Source organism: Chryseobacterium taklimakanense (genome assembly GCF_900187185.1).
In the GTDB taxonomy this organism is placed as follows: domain Bacteria; phylum Bacteroidota; class Bacteroidia; order Flavobacteriales; family Weeksellaceae; genus Planobacterium; species Planobacterium taklimakanense.
Map to the genome: position 1 here is coordinate 2,453,992 of NZ_LT906465.1, position 21,205 is coordinate 2,475,196.

General features: G+C 41.1%; 21 protein-coding genes and 3 tRNA genes. 19 read left to right on the forward strand and 5 right to left on the reverse strand.

Translation table 11 applies throughout. From position 1 onward, the window contains the following. Positions 1-22 precede the first annotated feature (22 nt). Positions 23-460 carry an RNA-binding S4 domain-containing protein gene (locus CKV81_RS11740; protein WP_095074492.1) on the forward strand — a complete coding sequence of 146 codons (438 nt, stop codon included), beginning with the start codon at positions 23-25 and terminating at the stop codon, positions 458-460. On the opposite strand, the gene CKV81_RS11745 is transcribed toward CKV81_RS11740, so the two are convergent. Next, the gene (locus CKV81_RS11745; protein WP_095073474.1) at positions 435-953 is read right to left on the reverse strand and encodes a shikimate kinase; all 519 of its coding nucleotides are present in this window, start codon (positions 951-953) and stop codon (positions 435-437) included. The genes CKV81_RS11740 and CKV81_RS11745 overlap by 26 nt on opposite strands. Before the next feature lie 102 nt (positions 954-1,055). On the opposite strand from CKV81_RS11745, the gene CKV81_RS11750 reads away from it, so the two are divergent. From CKV81_RS11750 to CKV81_RS11760, 3 genes are all read left to right on the forward strand, one after another. Beyond that, positions 1,056-1,128: transfer RNA gene (locus tag CKV81_RS11750), tRNA-Lys, on the forward strand. A 38-nt stretch (positions 1,129-1,166) separates the two neighbouring features. Beyond that, a tRNA-Leu gene (locus CKV81_RS11755) sits at positions 1,167-1,249 on the forward strand. A 76-nt stretch (positions 1,250-1,325) separates the two neighbouring features. Beyond that, positions 1,326-1,398, forward strand: a tRNA-Lys gene (locus CKV81_RS11760). A gap of 234 nt (positions 1,399-1,632) precedes the next feature. Here CKV81_RS11760 and panC read toward each other — a convergent pair. Next, on the reverse strand, positions 1,633-2,481 hold the full coding sequence (gene panC, locus CKV81_RS11765; protein ID WP_095073476.1) for a pantoate--beta-alanine ligase: 849 nt from the start codon (positions 2,479-2,481) through the stop codon (positions 1,633-1,635). A 172-nt stretch (positions 2,482-2,653) separates the two neighbouring features. Here panC and CKV81_RS11770 point away from each other — a divergent pair, with 172 nt between their 5' ends. The 15 genes from CKV81_RS11770 (at position 2,654) to CKV81_RS11840 (ending at position 19,512) form a co-directional block, all read left to right on the forward strand. Then, positions 2,654-3,424, forward strand: a complete 771-nt coding sequence (locus CKV81_RS11770; RefSeq protein WP_095074494.1) for a glycogen/starch synthase — start codon at positions 2,654-2,656, stop codon at positions 3,422-3,424. A 61-nt stretch (positions 3,425-3,485) separates the two neighbouring features. Then, positions 3,486-5,021, forward strand: a complete 1,536-nt coding sequence (locus CKV81_RS11775; protein WP_258454336.1) for a DUF4270 domain-containing protein — start codon at positions 3,486-3,488, stop codon at positions 5,019-5,021. Positions 5,022-5,031: 10 nt separating this feature from the next. Continuing rightward, on the forward strand, positions 5,032-6,885 hold the full coding sequence (gene glmS / locus CKV81_RS11780; protein WP_095073482.1) for a glutamine--fructose-6-phosphate transaminase (isomerizing): 1,854 nt from the start codon (positions 5,032-5,034) through the stop codon (positions 6,883-6,885). A gap of 107 nt (positions 6,886-6,992) precedes the next feature. After that, positions 6,993-8,390 (forward strand): T9SS ring complex lipoprotein PorK/GldK, encoded by a 1,398-nt coding sequence (porK, locus tag CKV81_RS11785; protein ID WP_095073485.1) that lies wholly within the window; start codon positions 6,993-6,995, stop codon positions 8,388-8,390. Positions 8,391-8,420: 30 nt separating this feature from the next. Then, positions 8,421-9,101 carry a type IX secretion system motor protein PorL/GldL gene (porL, locus tag CKV81_RS11790; RefSeq protein WP_095073488.1) on the forward strand — a complete coding sequence of 227 codons (681 nt, stop codon included), beginning with the start codon at positions 8,421-8,423 and terminating at the stop codon, positions 9,099-9,101. Positions 9,102-9,146: 45 nt separating this feature from the next. Further along, entirely contained in the window at positions 9,147-10,469 is a 1,323-nt protein-coding gene (locus CKV81_RS11795; RefSeq protein WP_095073491.1) for a GldM family protein, read from the forward strand. A 28-nt stretch (positions 10,470-10,497) separates the two neighbouring features. Next, positions 10,498-11,430: a type IX secretion system ring subunit PorN/GldN gene (porN, locus tag CKV81_RS11800; RefSeq protein ID WP_095073494.1), complete on the forward strand. Its 933-nt coding sequence runs from the start codon at positions 10,498-10,500 to the stop codon at positions 11,428-11,430. A 56-nt stretch (positions 11,431-11,486) separates the two neighbouring features. Beyond that, entirely contained in the window at positions 11,487-12,524 is a 1,038-nt protein-coding gene (locus CKV81_RS11805) for an NAD(P)/FAD-dependent oxidoreductase (RefSeq protein ID WP_095073495.1), read from the forward strand. 12 nt (positions 12,525-12,536) lie between these two features. Beyond that, positions 12,537-13,940 (forward strand): MFS transporter, encoded by a 1,404-nt coding sequence (locus CKV81_RS11810; protein WP_095073498.1) that lies wholly within the window; start codon positions 12,537-12,539, stop codon positions 13,938-13,940. A 185-nt stretch (positions 13,941-14,125) separates the two neighbouring features. Beyond that, positions 14,126-14,998, forward strand: a complete 873-nt coding sequence (locus CKV81_RS11815) for a pirin family protein (protein ID WP_095073501.1) — start codon at positions 14,126-14,128, stop codon at positions 14,996-14,998. 58 nt (positions 14,999-15,056) lie between these two features. Continuing rightward, positions 15,057-15,341, forward strand: a complete 285-nt coding sequence (locus tag CKV81_RS11820) for a GNAT family N-acetyltransferase (RefSeq protein WP_095073505.1) — start codon at positions 15,057-15,059, stop codon at positions 15,339-15,341. 130 nt (positions 15,342-15,471) lie between these two features. Further along, positions 15,472-16,908: a sodium:solute symporter gene (locus CKV81_RS11825; protein ID WP_095073507.1), complete on the forward strand. Its 1,437-nt coding sequence runs from the start codon at positions 15,472-15,474 to the stop codon at positions 16,906-16,908. Positions 16,909-16,999: 91 nt separating this feature from the next. Then, the gene (locus CKV81_RS11830; RefSeq protein WP_095073509.1) at positions 17,000-17,515 is read left to right on the forward strand and encodes a hypothetical protein; all 516 of its coding nucleotides are present in this window, start codon (positions 17,000-17,002) and stop codon (positions 17,513-17,515) included. A 103-nt stretch (positions 17,516-17,618) separates the two neighbouring features. Beyond that, positions 17,619-18,470 (forward strand): transketolase, encoded by an 852-nt coding sequence (locus CKV81_RS11835; protein WP_095073511.1) that lies wholly within the window; start codon positions 17,619-17,621, stop codon positions 18,468-18,470. Positions 18,471-18,564: 94 nt separating this feature from the next. Beyond that, positions 18,565-19,512, forward strand: a complete 948-nt coding sequence (locus CKV81_RS11840) for a transketolase family protein (RefSeq protein ID WP_095074496.1) — start codon at positions 18,565-18,567, stop codon at positions 19,510-19,512. Between the two features lie 50 nt (positions 19,513-19,562). On the opposite strand, the gene CKV81_RS11845 is transcribed toward CKV81_RS11840, so the two are convergent. The 3 genes from CKV81_RS11845 to CKV81_RS11855 form a co-directional block, all read right to left on the reverse strand. Continuing rightward, positions 19,563-19,991: a DMT family protein gene (locus CKV81_RS11845; protein ID WP_258454339.1), complete on the reverse strand. Its 429-nt coding sequence runs from the start codon at positions 19,989-19,991 to the stop codon at positions 19,563-19,565. 180 nt (positions 19,992-20,171) lie between these two features. Beyond that, a complete protein-coding gene (locus CKV81_RS11850) occupies positions 20,172-20,555 on the reverse strand; it encodes a hypothetical protein (protein WP_095073515.1) in 384 nt (127 codons plus the stop codon). A gap of 68 nt (positions 20,556-20,623) precedes the next feature. Continuing rightward, positions 20,624-21,094 (reverse strand): Lrp/AsnC family transcriptional regulator, encoded by a 471-nt coding sequence (locus CKV81_RS11855; protein WP_095073517.1) that lies wholly within the window; start codon positions 21,092-21,094, stop codon positions 20,624-20,626. Between the last annotated feature and the right edge of the window lie 111 nt (positions 21,095-21,205).

The following is a 21,205-nucleotide window of genomic DNA, read 5'->3' on the forward strand; positions in this document are numbered from 1 at the left end:
ATACGCAAAAGTAAAAAAAATAATGAGAATTGATAAATTTTTGTGGAGTGTAAGGTTTTACAAAACCCGCAGCATGGCCTCAGATGAAATAAAGAAAAACCGTGTTTCGGTAGGAGAAAATGTCGTGAAATCCTCCAAAGAGATCAAAGAAGGCGATATCATCAAAATAAGAAAAAACCAGATCGATTATAAGATCAAGGTGTTGCAGATTCCCAAAAGCAGAATTGGGGCTAAACTGGTTCCTCTTCATGTCGTGGATATGACAGATAAAGAACAGTATGAAATCCTGAAAATGCGCCGTATGGAGCAGAATTATTACCGCATAAAAGGCGAGGGACGGCCAACCAAGAAAGACCGCCGCGAAATCGAGGATTATGTTTCTGCAGATGATCCAGAGGTGGCGGCAGGCGACGAAGATTATTGGGACAGCTTCTTTAATACGTCGGAAGATGATGAATGATTTCTTCCGCAATATCCTCGGGAGTCCGGTGGTCTGTGTTGACTGTGAACCGGCATTTATTGTAGTAGGCGTTTCTTTCAAAGAGGTGTTTGGCAATAAATTCAGGTAAATCCTCATCGGCGATATTGGCGAGGAGCGGACGCTTAGCTTTTTGTTTTTTTAGGCGGTCTGACAAGGTTGCGACGTTGGCACGAAGATAAAAACTCAACGAATTTTGATTGATGACATCCATATTATTGTAGTAAGCCGGTGTGCCGCCTCCTAAACTTAAAACGCAGTTGTTTTCAGTGGCTAGAACTTCCTCCAGAACTTCTCTTTCCTGTTTTCTGAAGAAGATCTCACCCTTTTTCTGGAATATTTCGGGGATGGTGAGTTTATTTTTTTTCACAATTTCTTTGTCCAGGTCAATGAGTTTGAAATTGAGTTTATCGCTCAATATTTTGGAAATGTGAGATTTACCGCTGCCCATATAGCCGGCCAAAGAAATTATCATGTTTTAAATTTAAACAAATATCTAAAAAAATTTTGAGAATTTAAAAAAAGCCCTATCTTTGCACCACTTTTTGAGCAGTTAACACTGCCAATAAAAGTGGCCGACCTGGTAGCTCAGCTGGTAGAGCAATACACTTTTAATGTATGGGTCCTGGGTTCGAATCCCAGCCAGGTCACAAACAAAAGAAGCCCGTATGTGTTACGGTTTTTTTTTGCCTGTGTGGTGAAATTGGTAGACACGCCATCTTGAGGGGGTGGTTTCCTATGGATGTGCTGGTTCGAGTCCAGTCGCAGGCACAGTGAAAGTATATAGAGAATTTGAAATTCTTTATCTCAATTTTTCTTAATTGGTAAAATTGTTAATTAAGAAAAAGACCTGGTAGCTCAGCTGGTAGAGCAATACACTTTTAATGTATGGGTCCTGGGTTCGAATCCCAGCCAGGTCACAAATTTGCTGAAAAGTAAATTTTTTTCATATTAATATTTTGTGATTTGGTGTTCAAAGGCTTCCTTCGGGAAGCCTTTGATGTTTGCGGTGTTGTTTCTGAAGATTTAAAAAGTACTTTTATGTTTCAATAAAAATTTTAAGAAAACTGTACTTATTCTTTGAATAAATCTATCCTAAGGGAAGTGTTATGTTCTGGTTTGAAGTAACCCGGGAAATTTTAACTGATAAAAATTTAGTCTAAATGTTTATTGTCAATCAGCCGCACCTCCCCGGCAAATGCGGCGATAAATGCGCGGTAATTTCTGTCTTTGTAAAAGAAATCTGTCTCCTTCAGGGTTTCTTCATCTGCGATGATGAAATATTCCAGCACAATTCCGCTGGTTTTTTCAAAGATTTTGTTCACCCGGTCTTTAATCTCCGGGATTGATACTACGCGGAACCAGTCGTTTACCTGCGTCAGCGTTTCGTGTATTATTTTGGCAGTTTTTCTCTGCTCCGGCGTTAATCTTTCGTTTCTGGAGCTCCTGGCCAGTCCGCTGTCTTCTCTTAGTGTGGGAACACCGTGTATTTTTACAGGAAGATTTTTCTTTTCAACCATTTTCTTGATGATGGCCAGCTGCTGATAATCTTTTTCACCAAAGTAAGCGTTGTCCGGCTGCACCTGGCGGAAGAGTTCTTCAACCACTGTTCCCACGCCATCAAAATGTCCCGGCCGGAATTTGCCTTCCATTTCGTTTTCAAGACCGTCGAAATCGTATTTTTCGCTTTTCAGGCCGTTGGGATATATGTCCTGCTCTTTCGGGATATAAACCGCGTCAATATTTCCTGTAGATTCAAGCAGTTTTATGTCTGCTTCTACCGTTCGGGGATATTTTTGCAGATCAGCGCTGTTGTTGAACTGTGTAGGGTTTACAAATATGGATGAAATTACCAAGTCATTTTCCTTGCGGGCAGCTTCATATAGAGAAAGGTGTCCTTCATGCAGGGCTCCCATCGTGGGTGCAAAACCAATCTTTTTTCCCATTTCCCTGTTTCGCTCGATATAGGCGCACAGTGCGTTTTTACTTCTCAGTACTTCCATCTTTTTTTAAGGTATGTTTCAAACAAAAATAATTAAAAAAATCAAAAGCTAAAATATCTGTAAACTTATTTGCAGTGTGAGATATCTTAAAAATCGTTAATTTAAAATTATTATTTCAAAATTTCGTACTTTTGCGGTGAATTGTGTCTTTAAAAAAGATCAGGAAGAAATTATGCCGAATCAGAAAATATTATACGTTACCACCGAGATGTATCCTTATCAGGAAGAGAGCAGCATGGCGGCAACGGTGAACAGGATGGCGCTGAAGATGCACCATGAGGGAAATGATGTGAGAGTGTTTATGCCGCGGTTTGGGCTGATAAGTGAAAGAAAATTTCAGCTTCACGAGGTCATCAGGCTTTCCGGGATGAATATCATTATTAATGATCTTGATCAGCCGCTGATCATAAAGGTGGCATCTCTGCCGGGTGAGCGTTTGCAGGTTTATTTTATTGATAATGAAGAATATTTCCAGCGCAAATCCTATTATACAGACGAGGAGGGAAAAGGTTTTGAAGACAATGGCGAGCGTGCCGTCTTCTTTGCCAGAGGCGTGATAGAAACCATCAAGAAACTGAACTGGGTGCCCGACGTGATCCACATCAACGGTTGGATGTCTTCACTCATTCCAATATACCTGAAGACCTTCTACAAGAACGATTATTATTTTAAAGATACTAAAATTGTAATTTCCGTTTACAATGAGGAAAATGTGCAGCTTACCGATACGGTAAAGGAAGTGCTGCAGTTTGACAATATTTCTGAGCTTAAATCGTTAGAATCCCCAAACTCTGAACAGTTTGTGACCGACAGTCTGAATTTTGCTGATGTAGTGGTAAAAGGCGATGAGTTCCTGGAAGGTAATATTGATCAATCCTACGAAAAGGCCAAAGTACAAAAAGCGGACTATGTGGAGCCTGACGCTATCGAAAAAGTTTATTAATCTATTTGAATTTTCAATGACAAAAAATATTAAGAGTATTTTTAAAACTTCTGTTTTATTAATGGCCGGAAGTTTTATGCTGTGGAACTGTGAATCTGAAGCTGATAATTTAGGTTCACAATTTTTTGAAGGGGCATCTGCAGAAGGGGTGAACAAGGCTTATGATGTAATTGCGTACAACATCAGCAATAATGATACGATACGGAGTGATGCTTCAAAACTTACATACGCAACTCTGGGAGCTTTCAATGAACCGCAGTTCGGTTTGCAGAAATCCAGCTATGTGACTCAGGCAAGGCTTTCAACCTACAATCCTGACTTCGGGACGAATCCTGTTGTAGACTCGGTGGTTCTTGAGATTAAGCCGGTATATCCCACAGATTCAGTAAAAACGGTGACCGATGACAAATTTGTTTATCCAGATGGAAATGTAGAAGCTAAAAAAGTAACCAATACGTATCCAGTTACGAAATACGGAAACAAAAACCTGAAGCTGACCGTAAACGTTCATGAAGTGACCGATTTCCTTGGCGCACCGTCAGATATAGTTTATTCTGACCAGGTGGTAAATTACAGCACTTTACTTGGAAGCAAACAGATTGGCGGCACCGTTACTGGTACCACAATAACCAAAAAGACCGATAATTCGGAACTTTATAAAAGTGATCCATACATCCGTGTAAATCTGGACAAGAATTTCTTCCAGAATAAGATTATTGCCAAAAAAGGGCAGCCGGAACTTTCTGATGCTTCTAATTTCATAAGATATTTCAAAGGCATCAGAATTTCTGTAGCAGAAAACGACGGCTACATCTTCAAATTCACGCCAAACGACACGCAGATTAAAATCTATTATAAAAGTGATGTCACTTCCAACGGGACTACAAAGGCAACTGCGGCAGTTTACCCGATATCTTTAGGTTCCGGAAATGTTCATTTTAACCAGATTGCAAATGTGCGTACGGGTACACCTTCTGAACCTTACGGCAAAACGGCTGCAGTAAATTACCAAACAGGTGATAAAAGGATCTACGCCCAGGGAATGGGCGGTCCAAGTGTTGGGATCAGGATTCCGGCGGCTACAGTAGCACAGGTGCGTGAACTTTATAAAACTCAAAAAATAGGAATTCTTTCCGCGAAAATAAAACTGTATTCCGACACATCAGTTTGGAATAACAGTTATGAAAAACCAACAAATTTTACCTCGGAATATTTTGATCCTACAAAACCTCAAAAAGAAAGGAGGGATATGTCAACCTTCCTGACAGATCTTGCAGCTTTCTCTGCAAACGGGGCAATACAGTTGATCAAAGGTTATAACCTTGATAAAAATCCTGCTTATTACGAACTGACTGTTACTCAAACCTTCAAAGATATTATCGAAAAATCAGAAGAAGCGAAAGATATCGCATTATCGGTGGGGGCTTATGATTTGAATTCCAATACCGGAATGCCGGTGGCACAGCAGTACAACACAAGAGTCTATACGCCGAACAGAATTGTCCTGGTAGGTACGGATACAGATAATCCGGCTAACCCGCAGCTGGCAAACAGGGCTCAACTTCATATTATTTATTCAACTAAAAAAACTCAATAGAAAAAAAATTATGTGTGGAATTGTAGGTTATACGGGATTTCAGGACGCTTATGAAATCGTCATCAACGGTTTAAGAAGACTTGAATACAGAGGTTACGACAGTGCAGGTATTGTGCTGGACTCTTATAATAATACTTTTGATATCGCTAAAACAAAAGGAAAGGTAGATGACCTGGTGGCGATTTCTGAAAACTTGAGAGGCAAAGCAAAAGTGGGAATGGGACACACACGGTGGGCAACTCATGGTGTGCCGAGCGACAGAAACTCGCACCCGCATCTTTCAAATAACGGAAAAATTGCATTGGTACATAATGGAATCATCGAAAATTATGACACCATCAAAACCATGCTTGTTGAAAAAGGATTTACATTCCAGTCCGAGACGGATACTGAGGTTCTGGTGAACCTTATCCAATACTTCATGGACATCAATCCTGACATTGACTTCCCAACTGCCGTAAGAAATGCGCTTAACGAGGTTTATGGTGCTTATGCAATTACCGTAATGCACGACGACTTCCCTGGACTTTTGGTAGTAGGCAGGTTAGGTTCTCCACTGGCAATTGGGCTTGGTGATAATGAATATTTCATCGCATCAGATGCATCCCCGTTCGTAGAATTTACGAAAGAAGCCATTTACCTGGAAGAAGGACATATGGCAACAATCTCTTTGCAGGATGGAGTAGATATCCGCACAATCATTGACAATTCTAAAATTGATCCGACCGTTCAGGAATTAAAACTTAACCTGGAGCAGATCGAGAAAGGCGGTTATGAACATTTTATGCTTAAAGAAATTTTTGAGCAGCCTAAGTCCATCCATGACACGATGAGAGGAAGAATCCTTGTGGATGAAGGCATCATTAAAATGGCCGGAATCTGGGATCACCTTGAAAGATTCAAAAATGCTCATAAAATTACCATTATTGCCTGCGGAACTTCATGGCATGCAGGCCTTATTGGGGAATATTTAATCGAGGAATTTGCCAGAATTCCTGTCGAAGTAGAATATGCTTCAGAATTCAGGTACAGAAACCCGATCATCTCGGATAAAGATGTGGTAATTGCGATTTCACAGTCTGGTGAAACGGCTGACACTATGGCTGCGCTTAAGCTGGCTAAGGAAAAAGGGGCGTTTATCTACGGAATCTGTAATGTAGTTGACTCGTCTATTGCGCGTATTACAGATGCCGGTTCTTATACGCACGCAGGGCCTGAAATCGGTGTAGCTTCTACCAAAGCTTTCACCGCTCAGCTTACGATATTGTCTCTTATTGCCATCAAATTAGGGCACCATAACGGGAATTTGAGCAAACAGGATTTTATGAAACTCATTACCGAGCTGGACAATATCCCTAATAAAGTGGAAGAAGTTCTTGCATCCACGCACGATTATGTAAAAGAGATATCAAAGCAATACGCAGATGCAACCAATTTTCTATACCTTGGCCGCGGCTACAACTATCCTGCAGCCCTGGAAGGAGCATTGAAACTGAAGGAAATTTCTTACATCCACGCAGAAGGTTATCCGGCGGCTGAGATGAAACACGGTCCGATTGCTTTGATTGATGAAAATATGCCAATCGTCATTATCGCTCCGAAAAAAGGACATTACGACAAAATCGTAAGCAACGTACAGGAAATTAAAGCAAGAAAAGGGAAGGTAATCGCCGTGGTAACCAGAGGAGACGAGCAGGTCGCATCTATGGCGGACCATGTGATCGAAATTCCTGATTCTGAGGAATGTTTCTCGCCAATTTTAGCATCTGTGCCGCTTCAGCTCTTGGCATACTATATTGCTGTTTTAAGAGGTGCGAATGTAGATCAGCCTAGAAATCTGGCAAAATCTGTAACCGTAGAATAATTTCATAACAGGACAAAATATTATACTTTATTTTGCGTTAGAAATAAATCTTCATAAGATTTAGAAAGACTTATATTTTTTTGTAGACTAATTTTTTAGTTCATAACATGAGAAGAACCTTCCTTTTAGTAATGTCGGCCTTTGTAATTGTCTCCTGTTCGAAGGGAAGCAGATCAGCAGGCAAACCTGGCTCACGGGGTGAGCTTATAGCAGCTGAAAAGTCAAAGTCATTTTTAGCAGAAAGACCTTATGGTATGGTGGCTATTCCTGGCGGTTCATTTGTGATGGGAAATGCAGATCAGGATATGACTGATACTCCTGAAAAAGCGATGTTGAAAACAGTAACTGTGTCTTCATTCTTTATGGACGAGACCGAGGTTACCAATGGGGAATATCGCGTGTTTGTAAAATATGTGAGAGACTCGATCGCCAGAACTCTTCTTGCAGAAGCAGCCGGAGACGGTAGCGGGACCGGAATTGGAAATTACGCCTACCTTTCAAAAAAATCAGGGAACGCAACCCCATATGATGAATTTATTGAATCACACGGCGGCCGTGACGGATATGATCAGTCAAAAAGACTGGACTGGAGCGAACCATTATACTGGAATACTTCACAATATCCGGACGTACAGTATGCTGAGATTATGGAATCGATGTATATCCCTAAAGCTGAACGAATCAATAACGAAAGAGTTATTGATGCAAGGAAGCTGAGATATGCGTATGAGTGGGAAGATATTGAAAGTGCAGTGAAAAACAGGGAAAGAAATATTTCTTACCTAAAAAAAGAAAGTATCGCAGTATATCCTGATACGACGGTGTGGTTGCGAGACTTCAATTATGCATATAACGAACCGCTTTTCAACCAGTATTTTTGGCATTCTGCATACAGCAATTATCCAGTCGTGGGCGTGACCTGGGATCAGGCGAGAGCTTACTGCAATTTCAAGTCGAAATTAAAATCAGACTATAACGAAAGTCTTAAAAAGAAAAAACAAAAACCTATGAACTTCCGCCTTCCAACGGAAGCAGAATGGGAATATGCTGCTAAAGGTGGACGTGCAAATGCTACATATCCATGGGGCGGTCCTTACCTGGTTGATGACAGAGGTTGCTATCTGGCCAACTTTAAACCGAAAAGAGGTAATTATATTGAGGACGAAAAGAAAGGAACTTATATGTATACGGCGCCGGTGAAAAAATTTGGAAGAAACGATTTCGGGCTCTATGATATGGCGGGTAATGTTGCTGAATGGACCGAGTCTCCGTACAACAACGCTACTTATCAGTTTTCCTCAACCTTAAACCCATCTCTGTCCAATCAGGCGTATAGAGAAGTAAAAAAATCCGTAAGAGGGGGCTCGTGGAAAGATGTAGGCTACTTGCTTATGACCGGAAACCGCGATTGGGAAAGAAAAGATTCTGCCCGCAGTTATATTGGGTTCAGAACTGTACAGGACATCCCGGAAGGCTCTGCTAAATTCAAAAAAAGAACCAACTAATATACATTAATAATACTAAAATTATATACAATGTTTAAAAACAGAGCTGCAATTTCAAATTTTGTCTATTCATTTTTTGCTGCGATCGTAATCCTTGGGGCATTATTCAAAATGCTGCACATTAGCATAGGGCCTATTTCCGGTAACCTGATCTTGGGAATCGGTCTTGGGGCAGAGGTTTTAGTATTCCTTTATATGGCGTTTTTTCCGGACCACGATTCCACCACACAGTATGCGTGGGAAAATGTTTATCCGGAACTTTTGGATAATGAAGCGCAACCAAAGGCAAGAACAGTAAGCAAGCTCGCAGAATCTTCGGACCTTGATGTTTCACTTTCTGACAAGCTCGATAAAATGTTGGCTGATGCGAAACTTGATGTGAATTTGTTCGAAAGATTAAAGTCCGGGATCGATAAGTTTTCAGATTCTGTAGAACAAATAAACCAGACGGTAGATGTGTCTTCCTCTACACGTAAATACAATGATCAGCTTACACTGGCTGCAAGTCATCTTGAAAGTATGAACGCCTTATACGCACTTCAGCTCGAGCATGGTAAACAGCAGTCTGAATATCACACCAGATACGTGGCTGACCTTCAGAAATCTGCGGAACATTCTGCTAAATTCAATGAAGAATTAACAGGACTTACATCTAACTTAAATAACCTGAACAGAGTTTACGGCGGTATGCTTAATGCGATGAAGTCATAATTGTAACCATTTTAAAAAGTAAAATTATTAAAGAAATCTATTAAAATGGCACAAGGAAAACAGACACCGCGTCAGAAGATGATCAACCTGATGTATCTGGTTTTCATTGCGATGCTCGCAATGCAGATCGACCAGGAAATTGTAAGGTCATTCTACGATACGCAGGTTTCATTAAGTGAAACGCTTTCGCTGACAAATTCAAAAAACGAAGTATTTGAAAAAAACTTAGCAGAGAAAGCACAGAATTCACCCGACGATCAGGTATCTTATCAGAATTATCTTGAACTGAAAGGTTATAGTGATGATTTGGTGAATGATATCAATCGGATCAAAAATACAATGGTAACGCAGTCAGGCTTCAAATTTAATGAAGAAAATTTTGACTATAACAGTTTGAACAACGCTGAGCATTCCACTAAATTGTTTTTTCAGGGGGGAGACGAAAACAAACCTTCCGGGGAAGCAAAATCCCTGATCAATAAAATAAACGCATTACGCGGATTTATTATACAAAAATTTGAAGGGGACGAAAAGTTTTCCACTGTAGTATCCAGAGCGAAACAGAACCTGATTACTGAATATCCTCAGAAAAAGAATGGCAAAAGCTGGTTGATGCATAAGTTTTATAATCAGCCATTGGTTGCAGCTCTTTCTAATTTGGAGATTTTAGCAACTGAAGTAAGAAACATCCAGTCGGATGCTTTATCAATTTATTTGCAGGGGAAAAGTATCATTGCAGATCCAAATTCAACCTTGATAACGCAGACTCCGACTACTTCGCCACCGATGACTTCAAATTCTTCACATACGGAAGATTTTACACAGCAGAAAACTCAGGACTACACTGCGACGATTACTTCGGGCACGGTTCTTTACCAGGGTTTTCCTAACCCTGTGAATATTGACGGTGCTACATCATCAACGTCTATTTCTGCAACTGGAGCCACAGTTTCCGGAGGTGGTGGCAAGTGGACAGTAACGCCGGGACCTGTAGATGAAGTAACGCTGACTGTTGGCGGGAAATCCACGAAGTATATGGTTAAGAAACTACCGCCGGTAGTAGCTACGGTTCGTGGTAAAAGTGCAGTTGCTATGCCGGCGAGCTCAATTAAAAACCAGACTGTAAGCGTGGATATGCCAGGATTCGTATATCCGGTAAGCTTTACAGTAACCGGATTTAAAGTGAAAGTACCGGGCAAACCTACAGCTTTTGTAAGCGGAAACTCGCTCAGCGAAGTTGGCCACCTGTTTACCAACCTTCGTGCGGGCGATAAAGTAACAATTCTTGATATTGAAGTTACTGCGACAGGAATGGGGAACAGTATACCTAAAACCCCAAGCAACGTGACAATTAATGTCAGCAACTAGAGTAATACAAACAATTCATCTGTCAAAAATGAAAAAGTTATTGTGCAGTTTATTTTTAGCAGCGGTAGGATTTTCGCAGGCACAGTCCATTCTGAATGCCAAATCGCCTGAAGAATTCCGCCAGCTTCGCGAAGAAAATAAAATAAAAAAAGGGGACAGCATCGTATCAAATGAGACTGTTCCGTTACCGTACGGTTATATTGATGAAAAAGATATTCTGAAGAGTATGGTGGTGTGGGAAATTATTGACCTGAATGATAAGCTGAACCAGCCACTTTACCATAACTCTGACGGTTTGGTATCACAGAATAAATCACTTTATCAGATTCTTATTGATGGAATAAAGTCCGGGAAGATCGAGGAAGTGTATGATGACGAAATGTTTACGACCAGATTGGGTATGGATGAGATCCAGAAGCGTATCAGCAAACTGGTAATCTCTGATGACTTAATTGATAAGATTAATTCAGGTGCAACAGTAACCGAAGAAGACAAAAAAGCTGGTACGGACGTGTACGAAACCAAATCTGAGAACGTAAAACTTCTTAAGATTAAAGGGATGTGGTATATAGACAGGCGTGATTCCCAGATGAAATACCGTTTGCTGGGCATTGCGGCGATGGGCAAGGATCCGCAAACCATGGGAGTCATTGGCGGTGACGGTGAGCTGGTAGATGCAGGAGATGATTATATTGACCTGTTCTGGGTTTTTTATCCTAATGTCCGCCCGCTGCTTGTAAACTCAGTGGTGTTCAACAACAAGAACCTTTCTTCAGATATTACTTATGATGACATTCTAAATGCCAGAAGATTTTCATCTGTGATTTATAAATCTGACAATGGTTTGGGAAATGGTGTTATAAAAGACTATATTCCACGTAATGCTGATGAGCAGATGGAGGAGCACGAACGTATTAAAGCGCAGATTCTGCAGATGGAAAATGACATGTGGAATTATTAGCATGAAATTTTGATATTGCTTAAAACCTGATTAACTTTAATCAGGTTTTTCTTATTATGAAAAATGTAGAATATATCATTGTCGGCGACGGTTACGCAGCTCTTTTTTTTGCGCATCAGCTTATTAAAAATAATAAGTCCTTCGCCCTTTTTTCCGACGGCAGAAAAAGCGCTTCGCAGGTCTCTGCGGGAATTATAAATCCGGTTGTGCTAAAGAAATTTACAACATTTTGGAAAGCACAGGAGCAGATTGATTTTTTGAAGACAACACTTGCTGAAATAGAAAAATTCACCAAGAAAAATTATCTGGTTGATGAAAATATCCGCCGTATTTTTCATGATGAAAGGGAAAAGGAACTTTGGCTTAAGAAGTCCCAAACTGAAGAACTGAAACCTTTTCTCTCAACCGAATTTTCCGAAATCGAAGGTGTTAAAAATCCGTTCGGGACCGGGAAAGTTGAGCAGTCCGCACGCCTGGATGTTGCGGGCTTTTTTAAAGATTTTCCTAATTTTCTTGAGGAAAGAGGCCACCTTATGCGTGAACGGTTTGATTATTCAAAACTCGATCCGTTAAAAAATCAATACAGGGAAATAACTTTTGAAAATATTGTTTTTGCCGAAGGAATGGGCGTTACCGAAAATCCTTACTTCAAGAATATCCCGCTGAATCCCAATAAAGGCCATCACATTCGCGTAAAACTTTCAGAAAATCTACAGAATGATTTTACGATAAAGAAAAAACATTTCTTATTTCCGTTAAATGAACACTTGCATTTCTACGGCGGAACTTACGACAGGGAACAGCTTCATCATAAGATCGACGATTCGGCAATAGAGCAGTTGATTAACGGTCTCGGTGAAATTTACATGCGGGATTTTGAGGTGGTTGAAGAGCATTTTGGTTTCAGACCTACAGTGAGGGACAGACGCCCGCTCCTGGGAAATCATTCAGAGTTTCAGAACTTTTATGTGTTTAATGGTTTGGGAGCGAGGGGAATTCTCAATGGTTGCTTTTTCGCAGAAGTACTTTTCCGGCATATTGAAAATGGTGACGAAATTCCAGCGGAAGTTGATCTGAAAAGGTTTGATTTTTGATGCTGATGTGGCATGTCAAATAATGATGAACTTCCACTAGAAACAACCAAGAAAATCCTTCCCCTGATCCTCGCGACCGCAATTTTCATGCAGATGCTGGATTCCACGATTCTGAATACCTCGCTGCCGTCCATCGCAAAAGACCTCGGCGAATCACCGCTGAATATGCAGAACGCGATCATCAGTTACGTACTCACCTTAGCTGTCTTTATGCCGGTTTCAGGTTTTTTGGCAGATAAATTTGGAACCAGGAAAGTTTTTGTCGTATCGCTTATACTTTTCGTGCTTGGTTCTGTGCTCTGTGGGTTGTCTCAAAACCTAACGCACCTCGTGATAGCCCGGGTAATCCAGGGATTAGGAGGCTCGATGATGACTCCGGTCGGAAGGCTGGCTTTAATCAAAACATTCGACAAGAATGAAATCGTGCAAGCCATGAATTTTGCAATTATTCCTGCGCTCATCGGTCCGGTTCTGGGGCCGCTGGTCGGCGGTTATATGGTGGATTATCTTACATGGCACTGGATCTTTTTCATCAATATTCCGATGGGTTTGGCGGGAATTATTTTGGGTTTAAAATATATGCCCGATTACAAATCCAAAATCCTGGATTTCGATTTGAAAGGGTTCCTGATTTTCGCTTCGGCTTCTCTTGTACTTTCCGTCGCACTTGAATTTTTAGGTAATGCAAAAAACATTACCCCGGTTTTGGGCGTTTTCGTGTTGGGCTTTTTGTTGCTGTATTATTATTACGTCCACGCCAAAAAAGACAATAATCCCATTTTTCCTTTAAATTTATTTCAGATACGCACTTTCCGTGTCGGGATCTTAGGGAACCTGGCGACCAGATTGGGGATTTCTTCGGTTCCGCTTTTAATTCCGCTGATGATTCAGATTGCGTACGGACAAAGTGCGGTCATTTCAGGCTGGATCGTGGCTCCGATGGCATTAACTGCAATGTTCGGCAAATCTTTTGTCATTAAAATTTTAAATAAAATCGGTTACCGCAAAACGTTGATGCTCAACACCATGATTATCGGTTTTATCATTATCAGTTTTGCAATACCGGGAGTCAGAACCTCGATTTACTGGTTTGTACCGCTTTTGGCGATACTTGGATTTTTTAATTCGATACAGTTTACCTCGATGAATACCATCGCCATCGCCGACCTGCGCCAGGAAATGACCAGCAGTGGAAATTCATTACTGGCAGTAAATCAGCAGCTTGCCATTGGTTTTGGTACCGCGTTCGGGTTGATTGTCCTTAAAATTTTTGAAGGCAAACTCGGTTTTGGGGAACAGGGCACTCACGATGCGTTCCGGTACACATTTTTAACCATCGGGCTTCTCACGGTCATTTCCGGTTTTGTCTTCAGGCGGCTGCACATCCGCGACGGCGATAATATGAAAGCAGAATGAAAGTTTTTAAGTTTAAATTGGTGTTAAAATTGTTCCAATTCGTCAAATGTCGTCAATGATCACATCACCACATTACCGCAAATTACCATACATCAATGCACCGGAAACTGTACTTTCGTATGTTTGTTAATGAAAAACGGAAGAAGAATTCCAAAACTTCGATAAAATAATAAATGAGCTAAAAAATGGCAACAAAAAAAGTAGAGATCGTAGTAGCTCCAAAAGCTGCGCATTTTGTGGGTGATGGTTTCCGGGTGCATAATTTTATTCCGAGTGCTTATCATCTGGACATGAAACGTATGGATCCGTTCATAATGCTGGATTATAATTCTAAATATCATTTTGCTGCATCCGAAATCCCGAGGGGTGTCGGCGTGCATCCGCACAGGGGTTTCGAAACAGTGACGATCGCTTACCAGGGTAAAGTGGAACATCACGATTCTGCAGGCGGCGGCGGAGTAATCGGGCAGGGCGACGTGCAGTGGATGACGGCGGCTTCCGGCGTTTTGCACAAAGAGTTTCACGAAACGGAATGGGCGAAAGTAGGTGGAATTTTCCAGATGGTGCAGCTGTGGGTAAATTTGCCTGCGAAAGATAAAATGAGCACCCCAAAATATCAGGCGATTAAAAATGCCGATATGAAAATCGTGGATTTGGGCGAAAATGGCTTTGTAGAAATAATTGCGGGCGAGTTTCAGGGTGAGAAAGGCCCGGCGCAGACCTTCAGTCCGGTAAATTTGATGAACGCCAAACTGAAAAGCGGCGGCACAGCGGAATTCAGTTTTCCGGCCCGTTTCAATACGGGAGCTTTGGTAATTGAAGGGGACATCACGGTGAACGGCGAAGATAAAGTGGCGACCGATTATTTTGTCCTTTTTGAAAATGAAGGCGAAACGTTTACAGTCACCGCGAATGAAGATTCTGTTGCTTTGATTATCAGCGGGGAACCTTTAAATGAGCCTATCTTTCCACACGGTCCGTTTGTGATGAATACGAGAGAAGAAATCATCCAGGCCTTTGAGGATTTTAATTCCGGAAAATTCGGTTATCTGGAGTGAAAAATAATTTAAAAATCAACCCACGCACAGTAAATTAAACCTTAAACAAATATTAATTATGACAGAAATAAAACAAAACAACAGCGAAAAAAATGGTTCATTTGAAATTTATTCTGACGGTGAAAAAGCCGGTGAAATGACTTATACCTGGGCCGGAGATGACAAATTCATCATCGATCATACTGAAGTAAACGAAGCCTTTTCGGGTAAAGGGCTCGCCAAACAGCTGGTTTACGCAGGTGCTGAATATGCCAGAAATAACGGTAAAAAGGTGATTCCGTTGTGCTCTTACGCAAAATCGGTTTTTGATAAAAACGAGGATATCCGCGACGTTTTATCATAATTCTTTTTTTTAAATTAGCTTTGTGAACCGACGCGCGCCGCAGGCGCGCGTCGGTTTTTATGATCTTAATTTCCGATATGAACAAAAATTAAAAAAACTATATTTGCTAAATTTTTCAAAATAAATTTCTATGAATCCGATTGTGCTGTTGTGTATCATCATCGCCTATTTCGCGCTTTTACTTTGGGTGGCTTACCGCACCGGAAAAGGCAGCAACAACGACAGTTTCTTCATCGGAAACCGGAAATCCAACTGGATGCTCGTTGCCTTTGGGATGATCGGGACCTCGCTTTCGGGCGTTACTTTCGTGTCGGTTCCGGGAGCAGTAGGCGCGGATCAGTTTCATTATCTGCAAATCACTATTGGATATCTTATTGGTTATGTGGTAATTGCGTATATTCTTTTGCCGCTGTATTACCGTTTGAAACTCACTTCCATTTATGGTTATCTTCAGCAAAGGATGGGCGAGATTTCCCTTAAAACCGGCGCCTGGATTTTCATTGTTTCGCGCTTGGTGGGCGCAACCGCACGGCTTTACCTCGTGGTGAATATTTTGCAGATGACCATTCTGGAAAGTCTGGGCGTACCGTTTATCGTGACGACGCTTGTGATCTTACTGATGATCATCCTCTATACTTACGAAGGCGGCGTGAAAACCATCGTATGGACCGACACGTTGCAGACAAGCTGCATGCTTTTGGGGCTGATAATCTGTTCCACTTATATGCTGAATCATTTGAATTTGGGCCTTTTTGAAAGTTTAAAAGAAATGAACAGGCTTGGCTACACCGAAGTCTTCAATACCGATGTCAATTCCAAAGCTTTTTTCTTTAAACAAATTTTAGCCGGAGCATTCATTACAATAACGATGACCGGTATCGACCAGGAAATGATGCAGAAATCGCTGTCAGTAACCAAACTGAAAGATTCCCAGAAAAATATGGTGACACTCGGCTTTATTTTGGTAGGCGTAATTTCGCTTTTCCTTTTCATGGGCGGTTTGCTGCATCTTTACGGACAAACGGAACACGTTTCATCTTCCGGAGACCAACTGTTTCCAGACATCGCGCTTAACCACATGCCGCCCTTTATTTCCATCATCTTCATCATCGCTTTGATTTCGGCACTTTTTCCGTCGGCGGATGGCGCAATGACGGCTTTAACCTCGTCGCTCTGCATCGATATTTTTGGTTTGAAGGAAAAAAATTGGGACGATAAAACGAAAGAAAAATTCAGGAAAAGAGTTCATCTTATGGTTGCCGCAGCATTTTTGGTGATGGTAATTATCTTTAAAATCATCAACGACAATTCGATGATCGGCCTGATTCTGAAACTTGCCGGATTTACTTACGGTCCGCTGCTCGGGCTTTTCGCATTCGGGATTTTTACTAAATTTAAAGTTCACGACAAATTGGTGCCGTACGTCTGCATCGCTGCACCACTGATTTCCTATTTCATCGACAAATTCCAGGAAAATATTTTTGGTGATTTTAAGATAGGTTTGGAGTTGCTGATTATCAACGGTTTGCTCACGTTCTTAGGATTGTGGCTGATCAGAAAGAAATAATGGCGTTAAAATTTAAACTAAATACAGTAAAATTCCGGTTGAATATTTCTTCCGGAATTTTTTTAAATTTAAAAACAAAAAAACACCTATTATGAAAAAAACAATTATGTTATTCCTGACCTTTCTTTTTACGGCAGCGAATGCGCAGGATAACTTTGATTTGAGTACTCTAAGAATAGGTCCTTTTCACCTTAAAATGGATATCGTGGAAGCCGATAAGATTGCCGGAAGAAAAATTAAAAGCAGTAATTCCAACAGTCCTGAAAAAATTAGTTACAAAGGCGAAACCGTGATGTTATATGTTTATGGCTACACTGGCGGGAATAACATGGAAGCAAGAATGATTGGGAATATTACGACACGCAGTGCAAAATTCCGTACCAGAAGTGGGATGGGCGTAGGATCAACCAGAGACCAGCTTATCGGTGTTTACCGGAATTTCCCAAGCTTCAGGGTCTATCCGGAGTGGGACGACAACGGTAAACCTTCCAAAACTGTGAGCTACTTTGTTTTATCAGACAGTGATGCCGGAAGTACGCTTTCCTTCAAACTGGTCAATAATATAACCGTAGAAGTTAGTGTTTATCCCATTGAAGGAGGTTGCTGATTTTTGCCTGAATTAAATAAAGCCGGTTTTATTTAAAGCCGGTTTTTTCATTTCCAAAACCCGCAGAAAAACAGTAAATTCGCATGCAAAATAAATTGAAGCAATGAGTAAAAGTATCGAAGAATTAAAATCGCTCACAATCCAGATCAGAAGGGATATTTTGCGGATGGTGCACGCCGTAAATTCCGGACATCCCGGCGGAAGTTTGGGCTGTACAGAATATTTCACCGCGCTTTACGGCAAAGTGATGGAATACAGACTCCCTTTCACTATGGAAGGCAAAAACGAAGACCTTTTCTTCCTTTCCAACGGGCATATTTCACCGGTTTTCTATTCCACATTGGCGAGATTTGGCTTCTTTCCGGTAGAAGAACTTAAGACTTTCCGTAAACTGGATTCCAGATTGCAGGGACACCCGACAACACACGAAGGTCTGCCGGGAGTTAGAGTCGCTTCAGGTTCTCTGGGACAGGGACTTTCTGTGGCGGTTGGTGCCGCTTTAGGTAAAAAACTAGACGGCGATAAAAATTTGGTTTACTCGCTTCATGGCGACGGTGAACTGCAGGAAGGCCAGATTTGGGAGGCCCTGATGTTCGCTGCGCACAATAAAGTTGATAATTTAATTTCTACGATTGATTACAACAACCGCCAGATCGACGGAGATGTAGATGATGTGTTGAGTTTGGGTGATTTGCATGCAAAACTTGAAGCATTTGGCTGGACAGTCCTGAACGAAAAGAATGGTAATGATCTGGAAGCGGTGATCGCCATTCTGGAGAAAGCAAAATCTGAGACAGGTAATGGTAAACCGGTAGTGATCATCCTCAACACAGAAATGGGCTTTGGAATCGATTATATGATGGGAACCCACGCTTGGCACGGAAAAGCGCCAAATGATGAACAGCTTGAACTTGGAATTAAGCAGCTTTATCTGGAAGCACCGGCTGATTATTAAGGGCAAAGAGGACTTTTAGAAACCAAAAAAATTAAACAAAATCATGGTTGAGGTAACTGCAAATTGCAGATGGCCAAAAACCGAAAGCAATAAAATGAAATACGAAGTTTTAGATAAAAAAGATACAAGAAGCGGATTCGGTGCCGGTTTGGCAGAATTGGCTGATAAAAACCCGAATGTTGTTGCACTTTGTGCCGACCTTATCGGTTCCCTTAAGATGGAAAAATTCATCGAGAAAGCACCGGAAAGATTTTTCCAGGTGGGAATCGCAGAAGCCAATATGATGGGCCTTGCCGCAGGGTTGACGATTAACGGTAAGATTCCGTTCACCGGAACTTTTGCGAATTTCTCTACTTCAAGAGTGTATGACCAGATTCGGCAATCCATCGCCTATTCAGGAAAAAATGTTAAAATCTGTGCTTCCCACGCCGGTTTGACTTTAGGTGAAGACGGTGCTACACACCAGGTTTTGGAAGACATCGGAATGATGAAGATGCTTCCGGGAATGACCGTGATCAATACCTGCGATTACAACCAGACAAAAGCCGCAACATTGGCAATTGCTGATTATGATGGACCGGTTTATTTAAGGTTCGGCCGTCCTGTAGTGCCGGTTTTTATTCCGGAAGACATGCCGTTTGAAATCGGAAAAGGCATCATGCTTCAGGAAGGCACAGACGTTACCATCGTTGCCACCGGACATTTGGTTTGGGAATCTTTGCTTGCGGCGGACGAACTGGAAAAAGAAGGAATTTCCTGCGAAGTGATCAACATTCACACCATCAAACCTTTGGATGAAGAAATCATCCTGAAATCTGTTGAAAAAACAGGAAAAGTAGTGACCGCTGAAGAACACAATTATCTTGGCGGCTTAGGAGAATCGGTTGCCGGAATGTTGGCCAGAAAAAGGCCGACGCGACAGGAATTTGTAGCAGTGAACGATACTTTCGGCGAATCTGCGACACCTGCGGAACTGATGAAAAAATATAAAATCGATGCAGCAGCAGTGAAAGAAGCTGTAAGAAGAATTCTAGATCAATAATTCCGGAAAACAGGTTTTTGAAAATAACGGCACGCTTTCGGGCGTGCTTTTTATTTTCTGAAGGCGAAATATACCGCCATTACAAGACAAATTCCGGCGTAAAGATGATTAAGCTTCAGCTCAAAATTCTTGAATGCCACCACTGCAAAAGCGGTAAAAACCACCAGCGTAATCACCTCCTGAATGACCTTCAGCTGGAAAAGTGAAAACGGGCCGCCATTGTCCACAAACCCAATTTTATTGGCAGGAACCTGGAAAATGTATTCAAAAAAGGCAAGCCCCCAACTGATCAGGATGATTACAAAAAGACTGGTCTTTTTTAGCCAGCCCATTTCCTCCATCTTCAGATGTCCGTACCATGCCAGAGTCATAAAAATATTTGAAATCAGAAGAAAAACTATAGTAAAAACTGCTTTGCCCATGGTACTGATATTTCTGCAATGATACGAAATCGCCCCGGAAATATGGAGAGAATTCATTCTGGAAAGTTTAATGATATGGTGATCGCTGAAAGTTTTTTAATGCGCTTCAGCTTTTCGGAAAGAATTACTGTATGCTCACTGCGGCTGTTAGTGAACGTAGATAGTGCTGCAGTCCTCCGCAGGTAAATGGTATTTATTGGTTTTATTCAATGACAAACCATAACATCTTTTTTAATTTTATTTAAAAAACTGCCATTTGGGAATGATCGCTAACAGAGCAACACCCGTAAACACAAATAACGCCGTAACATCAGAATAAAGAAACGTATCCAGGAAATACATATGAACCATAAAGTGGGCGATGGTGGCTAAGGGATAGATGATAGCACCAGCTTTTCTGTAAAAATAAATAAGCAGGATCGACAGCAAAATAACCGCATCGATCATAAAGATGATAAAGAAATACCACTGCGGAATCACGATATCCTTTTCTGTGGACTGAAGGTACTGGTCCACGTCAATCCCAATTCCCATAACAGTGAAGATCAGAAGACCAATCAGGGAGCAGATGAATCCCATTCCTTTTTCAGGAGTTTCCCCTTTAAAATATTCATTTTCCATGGGTGTAAAAATAAAGAAAACTTACGGGAAAATCCCATAAGTTCTCTTTTATAATATTTTGCGTTTCTTTAGATAGAAATCGCTTTTATCAGCCTGTTCTTGTCGCTCAGGTATTCTTCCATAGAGATCATACTTTCGGTTCTCATAACGTCCTGTATGTCATCAATCTGGTAGATGATGCGTTTTGCGTCGTCTGTATTTCTGGCTCTTACTTTACAGAAAATATTGTACTTTCCGGAGATGACGCTGGCTTCAATCACGTTTGGAATAAGCGAAAGTTCTTTAAGAACATCCTGCGTTCTGTTTGATTTTGTAAGCAAAATCCCGATGAAAGCAGTAAAGTGATAATCCAGTTTAGTGTAATCTATGGTTAAAGAAGACCCAAGGATAATGCCTGCATCCTCCATTTTCTTCACCCTTACGTGGATCGTTCCCGCCGATACATCCATCTGCTTTGCAATTTCAGTAAAGGGCATTCTGGTGTTTTCTACAAGGAAATCCAGAATTCTTTTGTCAATTTCGTCAAGTTGGTAGTTCATTTTCCTTTTATTATATAATTTATAAAAAACTCTTGTATTTTTTGCAAATTTAAGAAAAAAATACCAACTGAAAAAAAATATGTTTGGATTAACAATATTTAACAGAAATTC